The organism is Mesorhizobium sp. P170090 (genome assembly GCF_057786115.1).
Genome location: NZ_JBYNWH010000001.1, coordinates 3865330 through 3882171, shown reverse-complemented (window position 1 = coordinate 3882171; position 16842 = coordinate 3865330). Strand labels below are relative to the sequence as shown.

Sequence of the window (16842 nt, the reverse complement as noted above, 5' to 3'; positions counted from 1 at the left end):
GCTCGCGATCAGAGGAAGGCCGGCATCACCCGGTCGATGAACAATTGCAGCGATTTCATCTTGCGCTGGTGCGAAAGGCCGCTGTCGATCCAGATCGAATACTGGTCGTAGCCGAGCGCCTCATAAGCCTTCAGCCGGGCGATGACCTCATCAGCCTCGCCAATTACCAGGTTCTGCCTGATCTTGTCCGGCGCGTATTGCGGCATGGCGGCGATCTCATCCGCCGTCAGCGGCTCCAATATGCCTTGATGCACCGGCTTCTTGTTCTGGAACCAGGCGCCGAACTGGCAGTAGAAAGTCGACAGGTCCTGGGTGAGGCGATCGGCATCGGTCGCGTCTTCGGCGACGAAGGTGTGCATCAAAAGCATGATTTCCGGTCTTTCGATCTCGGGATGCGCGGTGCAGGCGCCGTTAAAGCGCTGCATCAGGCTGGTCACCTCGTGATCGCCGGAAGCCAGCGGCGTCACCTGGACCTTGCAGCCATTGGCGACGGCGAAATCATGCGAATTCGGGTCGCGGGCCGCCACCCAGATCGGCGGGTAGGGTTTCTGCAGCGGCTTGGGCGAGGAGGTGGTGGCCGGGAATTGCCAGAACTCGCCGGAGAGTTCGAAGTCGCCGTCCCAGAGGCCGCGGATCGCCGGTATGATCTCGCGCATGCGCTGGCCGGCCCCCCAGGCGTCGAGGCCTGGAAAGATGCGCTGATATTCATAGCTGTAGGCGCCGCGCGCGATGCCGATGTCGAGCCGGCCGCCGCTGATTACGTCGGCCATCGCGGCTTCGCCGGCAAGCTTGATCGGGTGCCAGAAGGGCGCGATCACGGTTCCGGTACCGAGGCGGATGCGGCTGGTCTTGGCGGCGAGATAGGCGATGTTGATGAAGGGGTTCGGCGAGATGGTGAATTCCATGCCGTGATGCTCGCCGATCCAGGCGGTCTCGAACCCTGCCTGCTCGGCCAGCAGGACCAGTTCTTCTAGCTCGGTCACAAGCTCGGAATGCGGCTTGGCCAGGTCCGATCGTTCCATGTGCACGAAGAGCGAGAATTTCATCGCTGGTCACCTGTATTGACGGCGGAAGCGCCGGCGCTGGCGAGCGGCCGGACCTCGCCTTCGACATTGTTGCCGACATAGACACCGAATGCATCCACCGAGCATTCCCTGACATAGCGCGCGAGCATCGAGCGGATGGCCGGATCGGCGATCTTCAATCCTTCGATCGCGTCGATCTCGATCAGCCGGATGCCGCGATCGCTGGAAGCGGGCACGTCGAACGTGCCGCGATAGTAGACATGCGTGCGTGAAACAGTTCCGGCATCGTCCCAGACGGCGAAAAGGAAGCCGAGCTGAGCCTCAATGGCCTTTGCCACAAGCAACCCTCGGAGGCTATTGCCATCGCCCGCCGAGCCCAATCCCCGGCCACGCGGCAGTTCAAAACCGTCCGCGGTTTCCACGAACAGGATCCGGCCGCCATTTTCGAGGATGGCGCCAACATCGGTGCCGGGTTGGGTTGCGGCGAGCGCGTCCTGGCTGAGGCCGGGTGCGACATAGGCGCCGCGGCAATAGCCGAGCGGCTGCGAGGAATTGTGCTGGAAATCGCGGACGCGCCCAATGAGGATCGAATGATCGCCGGCCTCGACCAGTCGCTCCATGTCACAGTCGAAGGACGCGACGGAGCCGTCCAGCACAGGGCTGCCGGTCCGTCCCGGCCGCCAGGCAACGGCGGCGAACTTGTCGGCCACTTTCGAGGCGAAGATGCCGGACGCTGCCTTTTGACCCTCGTTGAGAACGTTGATGGCGAAGCTCTTCGATGTCGCGAAGACGGGATGGCCAAGCGCCTTGTGTGCGATGCAGACCAGCACCAGCGGCGGATCGAGCGAGACCGAGGTGAAGGAGTTGGCGGTGAAGCCGCGCGGCTCGCCTTCGGGGCCGATCGTGGTGACGATGGTGACGCCGGTGAGGAAGGAGCCAAGCGCACGGCGGAATTCGCCGCTGTCGAACCCGGTATTCGCTTGCGCAGGGCCGTCTTGTTCGGTCGCTTCGTCCTCGGTGAGGAAGTCAACGATGCAGCGCGTGGTGAGGTCCGGTGCCGCGACCGCCATCATGTGCTTCTCACCCGGCAGTACCGTGCAGCGGCCATGCGGCGCCAGGCGTGCCATCGCGGCTGACATTGCCGGTGAAGAGTTCCTGTCCTCGGAGCCGGTCATGAACAGGGCCGGCACGGCCAGCGTCGGCAGGCGATCAGCATGATCGCCGTCGGCACGAGTGAACAGGCGATAGGTGCGGGCATAGCCTTCCGGGTCGACCGCGCTCAGTGCGGATGCCGTCTTCTGCGCTGCCGCTTCCAACTCGACCGGCACCGGATCGCCGAACCAGCGGGCGATGGTCCGTGCCGTGCCGGCCGTATCGCTGCGGCCGTTGAGCGCCACCGCGCGCTGGCGAACGGCTTCGGCCAGTTCAGGTGTACGCCGGAACACGGCATTCAGTGAAACGATGCGGCGGACGCGCTCCGGTGCGCGCAGCGCGAGTTCCTGAGCAACGAGTGCACCCATCGAGTGGCCGACGACGGATACCTTGTCGAGGCCGAGATGGTCGAGGAGGCGAATGGCTTGGTCGGCATAATCGGCCAGTTCCGGATCTTGCGGTGGCAGCGGCGACTGACCATGGCCGAGCATGTCGATGGCGATCGCGTCGAAGCGGCCAGCCATGCGCTCGAGCTGCGGCTGCCAGATCGCAGCGTTCATGCCGACACCATGGATGAACAGCACTGGGGCACCGACACCGGCCCGGATGAAGCCGGTGCCGTCGGGCGCCGTGCCCTGTCGAGCCCATGCGGAAGCATCAGCCATGCACGTCCCCAAGCTCCTTGAGGTCCTGATAGCGGTCGCCGATGCGGTGATGCGGGCGACCGCCGATCGAAGCGCCAAGCGCGACCACCAGTTCGTCCGGCGCCGGCGCATCGCCGATCTGGAAATGCACGGTCAGGTAATGCGAGCGCCGTCCCTCGTCATTCTTATCCATTAGCGGGATCATGATCGGCGTGTTTGGCCCGCCGCGCAGATTGGTGAAGGCAAGATAGGTCTTGGCGCCGACGGCACGCCGATAATGATTGCCGAAATGGAGTGTGTGGATCAGCGCCGACGCATGCTCGATCTCGCCCGACGTACCGCAGATGGCGGCCTTGCCATAGCCCTCGATAGCCTCGCCGGAACCGGCGACGGCAACGATCTCGCGGGTCAGGATCTCCCCCAGCACCGGCGCACAGGCTCGGATTTGGGGCGACAGATCGTCGGTGAAGCCGCGACCGGCCCAGGGATTGGTCAGCACCGCGGCGACGCCGATAAGGCGCAGCGGCCGGGGGGTGGCCTTGCCGCCTTCGATCAGCGTGTTCTCGGTATAGGTCACGATCTTACGGATGGCGGTCTGCATTGGATTTCCTCGGGTAGGTGATGCCTCGGAACGTCCAATCCCGCTGTCATCTTATGGTATACCATGATATGGAGCGCCAAGTACCTTGTCAACCGGGCGTCGAATCTGTTTTGGTAGGGCGCAGGAGGCATACATGCCAGACGACAACCTTCGCATCGACCGCAGCGCCAAGACCTTGAGGACGCTGGCGCTGGAGCGCATGCGCGAAGCGATCATGGATTTCCATTTCCAGCCTGGCGAAAGGCTCGTCGAACGGCCGCTTTGCGACCAGCTCGGCGTCAGCCGTTCCGTCGTGCGTGAGGTTCTGCGGCAGCTGGAGGCAGAGGGGCTCGTGCAGATGATCCCTGGGCATGGGCCGGCCGTCGCCAGGCCGGACCTCGGCCGTACCGACGAGATCTACGAGCTTCGGGCTCTGCTTGAAGGCATCGCGGCCCGAGCCTGTGCCCTGTCGGCCACCGGCGAGCAGTTGGCAAGGCTCGAAGGGGCGCTGGCGGATTTGTTCGATGCGTGGGCGTCGGCGACGCCGCCTGCGGTGATGCGGGCGACGACCAAATTCTACGAGGCGCTGTTCGAGGCCGCCGACAAGCGTGTCGCCTGGGAAATCGTCTCCGGGCTGAATGTCCGCATCAACCAGCTTCGTTCGATGACCATCGTCTCGACCAACCGGCGCGAAGCGGCGATCACCGAGATGAATGAGATCATGGATGCGATAAGGGCGCGCAAGCCCGATGAAGCGGAAGCGGCGGCACGGCGACATGTCGAATCGGCGTGGCAGATCGCTCGAGATAAACTTCGCCTGGTCTAGGTCCGCGTGAGCCTAGCCTATCCAACCCTTCGAAGCGCCTTGCAGAAAATGTCTGCTTCCCGGCAACGAAAATGCAACTTTACGACTGAGATGACCCGCAAAGCGGTCCGGCAGCTTCGGAGCCGTATCCGGACGGTCTGCTTCTAGGAAGCGCTCGTCGGTAAGCTGCCGTTCGAGTTCACGGTCATCGAGCGAAGTTTGCCTTGTCAACTGACGAATACGCTGCTTTGACGACCAAGTTTAGCGGGCGCTCTTACCGGCCGGCACCTTGACGGCTGGAACAGGGCCGGTAGCGGATCGGCAGCTTGTGGAGCCACGCAGCCGAAGAGCGGTCATTCCATGACGTTGTTTACAGCTCCAGGAGGAGTGTCACTCCTCCTCGAATAACAACCTGCCATTCGTCAACGCCTCCTTCCAACCTAGGGAGAACCGCCGGAAATCAGGCTGTCAGATTGCACACCGTCGCGTGGAGTCATTCATCGCGCCAGTATGGGTGGGAACAGCTGAATTGGCGCGAGCCAACCAGACGGCGTTTGGTCTCAGATATCGGTCCTCGGACGGGCAGATCATTCGCGGTCATGTTGGGTACGAAACTGTAACCCTGATCGACAAGCTGCAGTTTCAGCTCCGCCAGGTGGCGCCTGAATCCATTTTCGATGTAGCTGCGCGGATACCGCCATCCGTTCCTGCATGCTCGCACGAGAATGTCGGAATACAGTTCAGAGCTGGCAGCTTTCACCGCTTCTTCGGAAGTCAGTTTGCTGTTGGTTTGGGTACCTTCGGACAAGCATCGCCCCACCGACACCAAAAGCACCAGTATTACGGTCAAGACAGACAACTTTGTCATGGAGCCCTCCGTGTTCTGAATCGACCAGGCCTGCCAAGCAACCTGCCCTGCCGATCTGCAGAGACTAGGATGCTGACCCGTCGCATGGAATCGTGCAAATGCAGTGTTTTCGATATCGCATCTGTAGTATTTTCATCCTGATGTAAGGCCATCGGGTTCTGGCCACAGGTCGGCAGCAAGGAAAATGGAACGATGCTTCGCGCCGTAGGCAATCCTCTCGCCGGCTTATCGGATCGGGAGTTGATGGTCGCGGCAAAGTTTGCGGAGGGCATGACTTATCGCGAAATCGGCGAAACACTTTTCATAGCGCCTACCACCGTTCGGACCCATCTTTCGGCCATTTATCGGAAGCTCGATGTTCGTAGTAAAGTGGCGCTTGCTGGGTTACTTGCCGATCACCGCCAGCAGGACCGCAGCCATGCACCACCCGGAAGTCTTTCGACCGATGAGCCGGGTCCGCCGGTCCTCGCAGTTCTCCCGTTCGACAATTTAAGCGGAGAAGAACGCTGGACTCGTATTGCTGATGGTTTGTCGGCGGACCTCATAGTTGATCTCTCTCGCTACCGGGACCTTGCGGTGATCGCCCGCCAAACAATGCTTTCCTACAAGGGACGGCATGTTGACGTGCGAGCTCTCGGACGAGAGTTGAATGCCGACTATGTGATCGAGGGAAGTTTTCAAGTGGACGGGCAGCGGGTGCGCATCCGCGTCCAACTCGTCGACGCCCACACAGGGGTCGATGTCTGGACGATGCGTTACGATCGTTCCGCGAACAACCTGTTTGCGATGCTGGACAGCGTGACCGAAAACGTCATCAATGTCCTTGCAACTTGCCACGGTCAGCTCGCCAATCTGCGACGCGATGCGGCTCGTCGGAAGGCTCCAGCAAGTTTGCAGGCCTATGACTGCTATCTGCTTGGGCTTGAGCAGAAGCACCTTTTCACCCGTGAGTCGAACAAGGAGGCGATACGGCTACTGGCGCGTGCGATCGAACTCGACCCGGGTCTAGCAAGAGCTTGGACCGCGCTGGCACTTGCGCATGCTGTGGAAGCTATCAACGGGTTTACCGACAACCTTTCCGGCTCGATCGAGAGCTGGAGCCAATGTGTCAAGCAAGCGCTGGCGCTCGATCCGTCCGACATTTACGCCCGCATAATGCTTGCCGATCTTCGGGCATTGCAGGGCGATGTCGAAGCTGCTGTCGAAGAACATGACCGAGTGTTGGTGGCTGCTCCAAATGACGCGGACTCACTTGCCTTTCTTGCGGGTAGCCTTGCTCTTGTTGGCAGCGACCCGAAGCGTGGCTACGAACTGGCCAAGCGAGCGGTCCGGCTAAATCCTTATGTTCCCTGGTATCATGGAATGCTCGCTCGATGCAGCTACGTTCTTGGCTTTTACCGTGAATCACTGGTCGCGCTACGTCAATCTGCGCCAGATTCGCCCGCCACCCTTCTGTTTCTGGCAATGGTTCATGCGATGCTCAATGAAACTCCTCAGGTCGCCAGGATCAATTCGCGACTGAAGGACGAGTTCCCGAATTTCACGGCTGAGGTGTTCATCAGAACCTATCCGGTTACCAATCCTGTCGCCATTGCTGCAATCAGAGAAGGCGCCCGTCGTGCGGGTTTGGCCTAGCTTCTTCACTCTGGTCACCTCAGAGGCGCATTGCTCCTCGGGCAGCATTGGGGCCGAATGCGGACTGGCGGCTTTAACTGAGCAGCAATCAACAACGGACGATTGCACCATAGCTTTTGAGGCCAGCCAAATGGCTTTGTCGTCCTGGGCGGGTTGCATAAGGCTGCACTCCAAACATGGCTTTCAAGGAAGCTGGACGATTCCCTCAAGCGCCGCGTAGACCGAGATTCGAAGCCAACGGTCCATGCTTCGCGCGAGGCCGGGGTCGCCGATGAGGAAAAGGCCGCCCCTCTCTTTCTCACGCTCGATGCTGGAGCGGCCCTCCAGGATGGCTCCCAGCGAAACAACGCCGGTCTCGACGTAAAGATCGACGTCCCGGCCGGGGTCGAGCGTGCATAGCTCGGGCAAGTCTGAGCCTGGCTCGACCACAAACCAGTAATGGGGACACCTCGGTGGGGGATCGTCGCAGAAATGGAAGCGGATGACGGCGCGCCGCCGCGGCAGTTCAGCGAGGTCAATCTTTCGCCGCACGGCCCACATGAGGGTCGAAACATCCACGTCGGCGAGCGCGATCTCCGCCTCGATGTTGCATTGCGCCCATTCCGCCAGCGCGTTCATCGCCGGCTCGAGCCTTATCGACTTTTCGGTACGGAAATAGCTGATGGTGCCCGTCGCCTCGTCCTCGACGCGCTCGACCAGGCCCAACGCTTCCATTTCCTTGAGCCGCCTCGACAAGAGGGCGGACGAGACGTTGCCCACCCCCTTGCGAATGTCATTAAAGCGGGTCGAGCCGTTCCAGAGCTCGGTCAGGATTTGAATTGTCCAGCGTGGCTCCAGGAACTCGCAGGCGTGCGAGATCGGGCAGACCAGTCCGTAAGGCCGTCGCGTCATGGCTGACCGCTCCTTTGCCGCAGGTTAGGCCTTTCGGAGGTCTGAGGCCAGTTCACAATCTGAAGCGGAACGCTTCCGAAGCTGCCCTGGCGCCTTCTCGCCTTCTGCCGTCACGTGATCGCCATTCGCATTCCCGATCAACGGAGGTTCACCATGACTTGGCGTAACATGACGCAAACGACAATAGGCCAGACCGCACGGCGCTTGCCGGGCACTTTTCTTGACCCTCCGCTCGAACGCCTGCTGGCCCTTGTCCGTGAGTGGAGGACCCGCCGCAACATAGAGCGCGGGCTCGGTCACCTGTCCAACTTCCTTCTGCGGGACGTTGGCTTGACCGAAGCGGACGTCGAAGCGGCCTGCGCCGACAGCTTCGATAGGTCCGCCTCTCGCGCGCTCCAGAGTGCAGCGCAGAACCGCACGGGAAATTGGTGAGAAGGGAGAGCCCCGGGATCGGAAGCCGTTTTGACGGCGGCAATTGATCAGCCGAACTCAGGGCCATCCCCAGTAGCGCCTTGGTTTCAGAGATCTAGCGCGCCGAAGCGATTCGAATGCATACTTCCAAGTGGTCGGCCGGCTCTTCGGATTCATCGTGAGGAACGTCTGCTGTTGGAAGAAACCCACCGAAGCTTTGACAACCGAGTTGAGGCGCTGAGCGCACGCTCGTGCGGTATAGTAGGTCCGATAGCGAGCTACGAGCACGGCACGATCCGCAACTATCGAAGCCCGGCAATGCGCAGCCCCTCTACATAGAGAGCCCGGTGCTTGTCGTGAACGATCGGATGAAACTTGTCTACCCATTGAAGGGATAGGGACGGTTGAAGGCGCTTGGCCTGCGAAAGCGCATGAACCGCGATGTCCATTTCACCGGCCATCCCAGCGGCCGCCGCGTACGTCCGCCATGCAGACCCAAAATGGGGCCGGAGTTCAACCGCGCGACATTCGCATTCGACCGCGTCTGCATATCGTCCAGCCATGAAATGACATAAGCCAAGGATGGAGAAATTCGCAGCATATGTGTGATCGCGAGGACTTAGCCTACCCGCGATTTCAAGATGGTCGAGCCCCTCGGCGGGCATGCCCCCATATCCGTAAGTTGAGCCCAGGATCGAATGCGCAAAGGCGAAGCTCGGGTTTAGCTCGATCGCTTCATTTAGTTCTCTCACAGCAGAGTCGAAGCCGCGCGAAATCATGTGGACAAACCCTGCCGCTAAATGCGTCCACGGGTCCTCGGGGTCGCCTTGGATTGCCCGCTGCGCGAGGGCGCGAGAGGTGGGCAGAATGTCTGCTGCGTTGGCCCATCCTGACAAAACGCGGGCCGCGTGAGCCCACGCCAACAGGCTGTTGGCGCGGGGATAGTCAGGATCGAGGTCCGTAGCCTGCTTCAGAAATCCCTGTGCAATCTCGATTTCCGTAGCCGAACTCCAGGTCCAGACATATGGCATCGCCTTCATGACGAATCCCCAAGCGTCAAGATTGGTGGGGGACCTGCTCTGAAAGCGTTGCTGTTCCGCCGTGTAGAGCCGCGGCTCGATCGTAGCGATGACACTTTCGGCAATCTGATCCTGAAGCGCGAAGAATTCCGACAATTCCACATCGTATCGTTCAGCCCACACTTGTACCCCGGTCGATGTGTCACTGACTTGCGCGCTTATCCTGAGTCGATGACCTGAGCGCCTTACACTTCCGTCCAGCACATACCGCACACCAAGCTCTCGACCGACTTGTTTTAAGTCGACCGCTTTTCCCTTGTAGGTGAACAAAGAGTTCCGGGCGGACACGAAGAGCCAACGAAGACGCGACAGCCGAGTAATAATGTCTTCGGCAAGGCCGTCGGCGAAGTATTCCTGTTCGGGGTCGCCGCCCATGTTCTGGAATGGCAAGACAGCAATCGAAGGGTTGTCGGGCAGCGCCAGCTGTTCGGAGGACCCGGCAGTCGCAGCCAGATCGGTTTTTGGGACCGTGTCGCGCATACATAGGCGATAGGTGCGCACCGGGCGTGCGATATTTTTGAGCTCTTTCTCGCCCAGATCGACAAATTCTTCCTTCAGTTTGTCGCGCACCTGTTCGTAAGCGGCGGCCGATAAACAGATGCCGTTCGGCTCAGCGATGCTTTCTAGACGGGAGGCAATATTGACACCATCTCCCATCAGATCGCCGTCGCTCTCCTCGACAACATCGCAGAGATGAATGCCGACGCGAAATTCAATGCGTCGCCCGGGCGGTAAGCCAGCGTTGCGCTCAATCATGCCGTTCTGCATTTCGATTGCACAGCGTACGGCGTCAACAACGCTCCGGAACTCTACGAGGGTGCCGTCACCCATAAGCTTCACAACGCGCCCATTGTGGACAGCGATGGTCGGATTGATGAGATCGCTCCGGAGCGCCCGTAGCCGCGCCAGCGTTTGATCTTCGTCCGACCCCGCCAACCGGCTGTATCCGACCACGTCGGCGACCAGGATCGCCGCAAGTTTCCGCGTCTGGCTCACTTTGCCCACTCCTGTCGACTAAGTGGCATAGCACAGATTACAAAATCCCGTTTTCGAAGGCGACGTTCGATAGGTGAATTCCGAGATAGCCTCAAACAAAGCAGCGCGGGATCTGATTGGAAGTGAATTACGGCAACCACGATCTGTTGGCGAGGCGGACCTTAGGTGCCGTTGAAAATTTTCAGTCAACGAAGCGCGTCCTGTCAGACTTGATGATGACCTCGGCGAAATCGGGCGAGACCTTGCCGCACCAGGCCATCAAGAGTTTTCTCACCGCCCTGATACGGTGAGCCGCGCCAGCACCGTTTCAGCCTCGAGGCGAGGCACCACGGCGATACCATCGCGGTCGCCGACCAGTATGTCTCCCCGCGAGATGGTCATTCCTCCCAGTACCACCGGGAACCCGGCCGTGCCTGGACCATTGCGCGCCGGCGAGTTCGCGACGATCCCGGCACAGTAAACCGGCACCCGCCCGCCTCGATCCCGACAACATCGCGCACGAGGCAGGCGCACCCCTTGTTTCGCACCATGCCAAGGACCAGATCCTCAGTGACCGCCGCACCAGCAAAGCTGTCGGTGGCCGCAACGATGATATCGGCCAGTATCGCAGTACCTGGCGAGAGTGCCTTAATCCCTGGTGCAACGCCCCTCGCCCGCCCATGGCGTCTAGGACTAGGCTCACGGGCAAGCCGGAAAAGGCACTGATGATCTCTGCCGCAGGCCGTTCGAAACGGCTTTTGATGGTGAGCAGCGGTGGGTCTTCAATCATGTGGCGGCCTCACACCCTGAACGAACGAAAGACGAGCTGCAGCGGGATATTTGCGGTTCCTCAAAGGCGCTGCCGCAACTTCCATGCCCTTGAGAGATATCGAAGGCGAGGATCTTCGCTCTGGGGGCGCGGTGAAGTTCAAGCACCTGGCAGCTGAATTCCTCGCCATCGTAAAGAGCTGCGCGTCGTCGATCGCATCGAGGCAGCGACCCAAGGCGCCTCGCCGAGAGTGGAAGACGAGGAATAGTTCGCCCGATTCGCGTGATCGCATTTCGCGATAGCCGCCGGCGAGCCAGTCATTGGCTTCTCGGCGCCGGCCGATCTGTACTCCAGCGACCAGGTTTCAGAAAAGTTTCAGAATTTCGCCGGTACGCACCGCTCCACATGCGCCATGATCCCTACAATCTAGGGAGTGGCCATCATGGAAAACGACGTCGAAAGGCTCCGCATACGGCAAGAGCTTTACGAGTTGTACTTCAGTGGGGTCAACAGCTTGGCCTGCGCGCCAATGCCCGGCACCTTCTTCGAACTTCTAGAGTTGGGCGCCCTGGCTCGCCATGAACCCGTGCCTGAGGGGGCAGAACCTGCGGCTGCGGCAAAGGTCTTGACCGTAAGCGCGGATGGCCCCTGTATGTCGACGAGCCCGGCTCGGTTTGGCAGAGCGCTTCTGAATGTCGCATACAGAATCAGGGAGCATAGCAATCGGCGAGTGCGTGTTTGACACTTCGCGCGGCTTGCTGTTGCGCCAGGGTCATCCCGTCAAACTTCGTCCCAAGACATTTGCACTCCTGAGCCATCTCGTTGGAAAAACAGGGCACGTCGTCAGCAAGTCGGAGCTGATGGAGTCCGTCTGGCCTGGGCTGTTTGTAACCGAAGACTCGCTCACCCAAGGCGTGCGCGAGTTGCGCAAGGCGCTGCGCGATGACTCACAAAGTATAATTCGCACCGTCTCAGGCCGCGGCTACCTCCTTTCACCGCTTGGCGCGCCGGCGAGGCCGCCGTCCGACCTGCCTTCTGTAGCGGTGCTGCGCTTCACTAATGAAGGCGATGCGACCGACACGCCTCTGGTCGATGGTTTTGCCGAGGACATTGTCAACGCTCTGGCGCGATTTCGCACTGCTGTTGTCCTGGCGCGCAACTCAAGCTTTTCCTTTGCGTCGGAGGACCCCGGCAACTGGACCGAGGTCGGCAGGAGACTCGGGGCAACCTTCCTGGTTCGGGGACGCATGGGCCTTCGCGACGGCACCGTACGGGTGGCGATCAACCTCATCGAAGCGGCAAACGGCGCGGTCTTGTGGGGCGAGAAGTTCACAGCATCGGGCTCAGCTGTTTTCGACATGCAGGAAGAGATCGCGCTGCGTGTGACGAACCGTCTTGTCGCACGGCTCGACGATGCGGGCTTGACGCGCGCCCGTCCAAAGCCTCCAGCAAGCCTGGCGGCTTATGAGCTTCTTCTCAAGGGGCTGGTGCATTTGCGTGGCTACGGCGCCGACGATAATCAGGCAGCACGGAACTACTTTGCTGCGGCCGTCACCAAGGATACGCATTATGCGCTCGCGCGCTCATACCTTGCATTTGCCGACCTGATTATCGGCGATTATGGAATGGCTCCTCCGGAGGTGCTGGCCGACATAGTAGAGCAAGCCCGCTTCGCGGTAGGACTCGCACCAGAGGAGCCTCGCTGCCATCGGATTCTTGCCCAAGCACTGCTGTGCACGCGCACATACGATGCCGCCGAGCGGCACTTTCGAAGATCCTATGACCTCAATCCCTTCGATGCGGACACGATCGCGCAGATCGGCTATCTGCTTGCCATCAGGGGCAAGCCTTTCGAAGCCCTGACCTGGATCGACAAGGCGGTTCAGATCAATCCGATACATCCAGACTGGTATCATTCCGACCGTGCATTCGCCCAATACGCGGCGGGAGACTACAAGGGAGCCGTTGTCAGTTGGTCGATGTTGCCCATGACTTCGGCCGTAAGGCTCACATGGCTGGCGGCGGCACAGGCGAAGTTGGGCAACCAGGACGCGGTATCGCGGCTCGTTTCGGAACTCAAGCGTATCGCGCCATCCTACACTCCACTGGAGTCGATCCGGGCCAGCATGCTTTACGAGCATGAATTTGACGCTGACCATCTTCTCGACGGAGTCGCGAAAGCGCTGATGATGTGGAGCGCCGCCTGAACTGTTTGGTTACCGGCCGGACTGGCGGAGCTTTGGGCAACGTTGAAACATTACGACACCGATGTGTCGGATGGTTTGCATTCAAAGGTTTTTGCGACGCTATCTGAGAGCTCTCGTCGGTGATCGCGGGAGGAACTATGGAATTGCCCGAGCATGCTTTCGAAATCATCCGCTACAAGAAATTGGACCGTCCGCGTGCCGGCCTATAGCAACACGCTGACCTTCGCTTTCGAGGCAGAAAGCTACGCACGCTCCTATGCGGATGGCCAGGCTTTCCGCCTTAGCGTCGAGGTGGCTGAGCGCAAGAAGTGTGCGTGAAGGGGGCCTACAATCCTGGTCGTTTCGCCCCAGACGGCTGAACCCGACGATGTCCGCCACCAGGATTGCCGCAATCTTACGGCGCTTCGGTCATTTCTGCTGCCAAAACCGCCACAAGCTTTCGTTCTGGGCGCGCCACGATCCCCTCCGGCCCTACACCTGGGTTTGCTCTAACGTGGCACCCCTGCCTACGCGCAACCAGCTACCAGAGTCCGCTTCAATCGGCGGCAGAGCTCGGCCCAATGGCCGAATTGCGGCGCATAGCGGAATATGGCATCGCGCCTAGACGGTTGAGATTTAACCGCGGCTCAGAACTCGCCGGAGAGCACTGAAACGAATGCGATATTGCGCCGGCGTCAGCCCGACCTTGCGGCGGAAGAGACGCCCGAAAAAACTCGCATCCTCGTAGCCGACTTCATTGGCCACACCCTCGACCGCCAGGTCGCCGGTCTCCAGCAGTTCCTTGGCCGCTTCGAGCCGGAGCGCGTGGATGTAGTCGATTGTCTTCATGTCCGTGGCCCTTGCGAAGCGGCGCACGAAGGAGCGCTCGGACAGGCCTGACAGCTTGGTCATGGCGGTGACGGGCGAAGGGGTCCGGTAGTTGCGTTCGGCCCATTTCTGGCAGCGGTTGATCACCGCGTCGTCGGTCTGGCGAAAGCGCATCAGCGCTGCGAAGGGCTGCTGGCCCATGTCGTGCCACTGCAGCATGTAGACCTTGGCGACCTCCATCGCCTCCCTGAGGCTGACGAAGCGCGCGATCAGATAGAGGGCGAGATCCTGCCAGCTTGAGCCGCCCCCGGCCATGACGATGCGCTGGGCCTCGCCGCTCAGCACGAGCGACTGGCCCGGCTTCACCTTCACGCCGGGATAGTTGTTCGTGAGCGTCTCGACATAGCCCCAGTGAATGGTGGCCTCGCGATTGTCGAGCAGCCCGGCCTCACCGAGCAGCACCGCGCCCGAACATGCGCTGGCCAGCATGGCGCCGTCGTCATGCGCTCGCTTCAGCCACGCGGCTTCGGCGTCATACTGCCCGGCAACGCTTTCGCCCGGATTGACGAAGAAATCTGGAATACAGACGATGTCGGGTGGCGGGCAATCGGCAAGGCTGTGATCTGGGCGCACCCAGATGCCGTTTGCCGCGCGAAACGGGCTGCCGTCCCCGGCGACCACATAGGGCCGCATGCGTGGCGTGCCCGCGGCTCCGCTGGTGATGAACAGGAAATCCCTGCCGGGCGAGGAAAACAAGTCGAACATGCCGTAGATCGTGGAGGCGGTAGCCTCCGGAGCGGCAAGGATCGCCACATTCAATGGTCTCGCCTGTTCAACCATGGCAGAAATGACCGCCTTCCAGCATTTTCGACTTTAGCGGCCGTGCCCGCGCCGCGCTAGCGTGTGTCAAACGAGGAGACCGCTACATGGCCGCCACCGCTACCCTTGCACAATCGAGCATCGATAGCTTCCGTTCCATCTTGTGCGGCGAGGTGCTGGAGCCGTCGAACCTGTCCTATGACGCGACGCGGGTCGTTTGGAACGGCATGATCGACCGCCGTCCCGCCCTCATCGCGCGCTGCCGGAGTGCTGCCGATGTCGTGGCGTCGGTGAATTTCGGGCGCGAGCATCGGTTAGCGATCGCGATCCGCTCGGGTGGCCACAATGTTGCAGGCTACGCCGTCTGCGAAGGCGGCCTGATGATCGACATGTCGCTGATGAAGGGCGTGCGGGTCGCGTCCGGCCTCGACCGTGCCCTCGTCGAGGGCGGCGCGACCTGGGCCGATGTCGATGCGGCCACCACCCCGCTTGGCCGCGCCACGCCGGGCGGTCTCATCTCGGCGACGGGCGTTGCCGGCCTGACGCTTTCCGGTGGCATCGGCTGGCTGCGCGGCAGCCACGGCCTCAGCGTCGATAATCTGCTGGCCGCCGATCTGGTGACCGCCGATGGCCGGCTCATCCATGCCGACGCGACGCAGAACCCGGATCTCTTCTGGGCGCTACGCGGCGGCGGCGGCAATTTCGGCGTGGTGACGAGCTTCGAGTTCAAGCTGCACCCGATCGAACCGGAGCTGATGTTATGCGGTCCGGCCTATCCCGAGGAGCGCGCCAACGAGATCATTCCGCTCTGGCGCGACTTCATGCAGACCGCACCCGACCGCCTGAGCGGCCTGGCCGAGTTCTCCACCCTGCCCGACGACCCCTCGATTGCCGAGCATGCAAGGGGCCGGCGCGTCCTGGCGCTCGCGCATGTCTATGACGGACCGGCCGACGAGGGCGAACGGGTCGTGGCGCCGTTGCGCAGTTTTGGGGAACCGCTCGTCGATTTCAGCGGCCGCATGCCATATCGCACCATCCAGTCGCTCTATGACGGGCTGTTCCCGAAAGGCCGCGACCGCTGCTACTGGAAATCCACTTACCTTTCGCGCCTCGACGACGAGGTCGTCGGGGAGACCACTGCTTGGATGGCGAAGCGCCCCTCCGAAATGACCTTCGCCTCGATCTGGAAGTTCGGCGGTTTCGTCCAGCGCGTTGCAGCCGATGAGACTGCCTTCGGCGACCGCTCCATGCCCTTCATGCTCAGCCTCGACGCCATCTGGCCAGGCGCTAACGAGGACGATGCGAACATCGGCTGGGTTCGCAGCTTCTGGCAGGACATGCAGCGCTACTCGACCGGCCGCCTCTATCTGAACTTCCCCGGCCATGGCGAAGGATCGGATCTCGTCCGCGACGCCTTCGGCGCTGAGGCTTACGCGCGGCTCGCCAAGATCAAGCACAGATACGATCCGGACAATCTGTTCCGCCTCAACCAGAACATCCTGCCAATGCGCTGACGCACAATCAAAATCGGGTGTACGGTGCGACCCTCGTCTCGCCGTGGGAGCTTTGATCGCGCTGAGTTGCGAGCGACGACCAGCGTGGTCGCCGCGATGCCCGCTTTCAATCAGTGGCAAATCTGTCCGCAACGGCTGAGATGAAGCGCAAAGCTGTCGGGCAACCTTGGGGACCGCAAGCCAACTGGCAGCTTTAAGGCTTCAATCCGTCAGAAGTGGACGTTCAGCGTGCGCGAGTTCCGGTGGCCAGGATCACGTCTGCTTTATGACTTCATCTCGACACGGATACCATGCAGGGTCTTGCTCGAAGCGTTGAGCACGCGACCCGCTGGTTGGGGGGCCATATGCACCACGAGACAGCCTTGACCGTCCCATGCCTGAACCGCCTGGATGACATCTCGATTGGGCGGCATCATGGTTCCATCCGGCGCGAAGTCGTGGATAGGGCCTTCCACCTCATCGAACACGAATACTGAAGGCCAGCGGTGGTGATGTGTCGGCTCTTCCTCGTCGGGCTTGAGGATTACCTCAAGCACACGTAGCCGGTCATTCTCAAACAACACCTTATGGTTTCCGGGAGCCGCGATAACGGCGTCAAGCTTTGGATCCCACTGCGTAGGATCGGTCTGGTCGATCACCTTGGTAGTCATGGCGTAATTCT

15 protein-coding genes are annotated in these 16842 nt (G+C 61.0%); 6 read left to right on the top strand and 9 right to left on the bottom strand.

Annotated features, from left to right (window positions below):
* Positions 1–8: 8 nt before the first annotated feature.
* Genes AC3EML_RS18715 through AC3EML_RS18705 form a run of 3 tightly spaced genes read right to left on the bottom strand, consistent with a single transcriptional unit; the run spans position 9 to position 3422 of the window.
* A complete protein-coding gene (locus AC3EML_RS18715) occupies positions 9–1046 on the bottom strand; it encodes an LLM class flavin-dependent oxidoreductase (RefSeq protein WP_023697483.1) in 1038 nt (345 codons plus the stop codon).
* Positions 1043–2842 carry an alpha/beta fold hydrolase gene (locus AC3EML_RS18710; RefSeq protein WP_023716180.1) on the bottom strand — a complete coding sequence of 600 codons (1800 nt, stop codon included), beginning with the start codon at positions 2840–2842 and terminating at the stop codon, positions 1043–1045. Before AC3EML_RS18710 ends, AC3EML_RS18715 begins: the two co-directional genes overlap by 4 nt.
* Positions 2835–3422 (bottom strand): amino acid synthesis family protein, encoded by a 588-nt coding sequence (locus AC3EML_RS18705; RefSeq protein WP_023716181.1) that lies wholly within the window; start codon positions 3420–3422, stop codon positions 2835–2837. Before AC3EML_RS18705 ends, AC3EML_RS18710 begins: the two co-directional genes overlap by 8 nt.
* A gap of 133 nt (positions 3423–3555) precedes the next feature.
* Between AC3EML_RS18705 and AC3EML_RS18700 the strand changes: the two genes are divergently transcribed.
* The gene (locus AC3EML_RS18700) at positions 3556–4227 is read left to right on the top strand and encodes a GntR family transcriptional regulator (RefSeq protein WP_023716182.1); all 672 of its coding nucleotides are present in this window, start codon (positions 3556–3558) and stop codon (positions 4225–4227) included.
* Between the two features lie 472 nt (positions 4228–4699).
* Here AC3EML_RS18700 and AC3EML_RS18695 read toward each other — a convergent pair whose 3' ends face one another.
* Entirely contained in the window at positions 4700–5074 is a 375-nt protein-coding gene (locus AC3EML_RS18695; protein ID WP_023716183.1) for a hypothetical protein, read from the bottom strand.
* A gap of 192 nt (positions 5075–5266) precedes the next feature.
* On the opposite strand from AC3EML_RS18695, the gene AC3EML_RS18690 reads away from it, so the two are divergent.
* Positions 5267–6709 (top strand): LuxR C-terminal-related transcriptional regulator, encoded by a 1443-nt coding sequence (locus tag AC3EML_RS18690; RefSeq protein WP_352522216.1) that lies wholly within the window; start codon positions 5267–5269, stop codon positions 6707–6709.
* A gap of 183 nt (positions 6710–6892) precedes the next feature.
* Here the strand turns inward: AC3EML_RS18690 and AC3EML_RS18685 are convergent, their stop codons facing one another.
* Positions 6893–7600 carry a winged helix-turn-helix transcriptional regulator gene (locus AC3EML_RS18685; RefSeq protein ID WP_352522215.1) on the bottom strand — a complete coding sequence of 236 codons (708 nt, stop codon included), beginning with the start codon at positions 7598–7600 and terminating at the stop codon, positions 6893–6895.
* A gap of 153 nt (positions 7601–7753) precedes the next feature.
* On the opposite strand from AC3EML_RS18685, the gene AC3EML_RS18680 reads away from it, so the two are divergent.
* Positions 7754–8032: a YjiS-like domain-containing protein gene (locus AC3EML_RS18680; RefSeq protein ID WP_023716186.1), complete on the top strand. Its 279-nt coding sequence runs from the start codon at positions 7754–7756 to the stop codon at positions 8030–8032.
* A 281-nt stretch (positions 8033–8313) separates the two neighbouring features.
* Here the strand turns inward: AC3EML_RS18680 and AC3EML_RS18675 are convergent, their stop codons facing one another.
* Positions 8314–10086 (bottom strand): adenylate/guanylate cyclase domain-containing protein, encoded by a 1773-nt coding sequence (locus AC3EML_RS18675; protein ID WP_023716187.1) that lies wholly within the window; start codon positions 10084–10086, stop codon positions 8314–8316.
* 270 nt (positions 10087–10356) lie between these two features.
* Positions 10357–10554: an RraA family protein gene (locus AC3EML_RS18670; RefSeq protein ID WP_196813640.1), complete on the bottom strand. Its 198-nt coding sequence runs from the start codon at positions 10552–10554 to the stop codon at positions 10357–10359.
* 1014 nt (positions 10555–11568) lie between these two features.
* Here AC3EML_RS18670 and AC3EML_RS18665 point away from each other — a divergent pair.
* Complete coding sequence (locus AC3EML_RS18665; protein WP_488505291.1) at positions 11569–13041, top strand: winged helix-turn-helix domain-containing protein; 1473 nt, start codon at positions 11569–11571, stop codon at positions 13039–13041.
* Positions 13042–13236: 195 nt separating this feature from the next.
* The gene (locus AC3EML_RS18660) at positions 13237–13359 is read left to right on the top strand and encodes a hypothetical protein (RefSeq protein ID WP_023825152.1); all 123 of its coding nucleotides are present in this window, start codon (positions 13237–13239) and stop codon (positions 13357–13359) included.
* 297 nt (positions 13360–13656) lie between these two features.
* Here the strand turns inward: AC3EML_RS18660 and AC3EML_RS18655 are convergent, their stop codons facing one another.
* A complete protein-coding gene (locus tag AC3EML_RS18655; RefSeq protein ID WP_245260153.1) occupies positions 13657–14661 on the bottom strand; it encodes a GlxA family transcriptional regulator in 1005 nt (334 codons plus the stop codon).
* Between the two features lie 113 nt (positions 14662–14774).
* Between AC3EML_RS18655 and AC3EML_RS18650 the strand changes: the two genes are divergently transcribed.
* Positions 14775–16181, top strand: a complete 1407-nt coding sequence (locus tag AC3EML_RS18650) for an FAD-binding oxidoreductase (protein ID WP_023716192.1) — start codon at positions 14775–14777, stop codon at positions 16179–16181.
* A 263-nt stretch (positions 16182–16444) separates the two neighbouring features.
* On the opposite strand, the gene AC3EML_RS18645 is transcribed toward AC3EML_RS18650, so the two are convergent.
* On the bottom strand, positions 16445–16831 hold the full coding sequence (locus tag AC3EML_RS18645; RefSeq protein ID WP_023699225.1) for a hypothetical protein: 387 nt from the start codon (positions 16829–16831) through the stop codon (positions 16445–16447).
* Between the last annotated feature and the right edge of the window lie 11 nt (positions 16832–16842).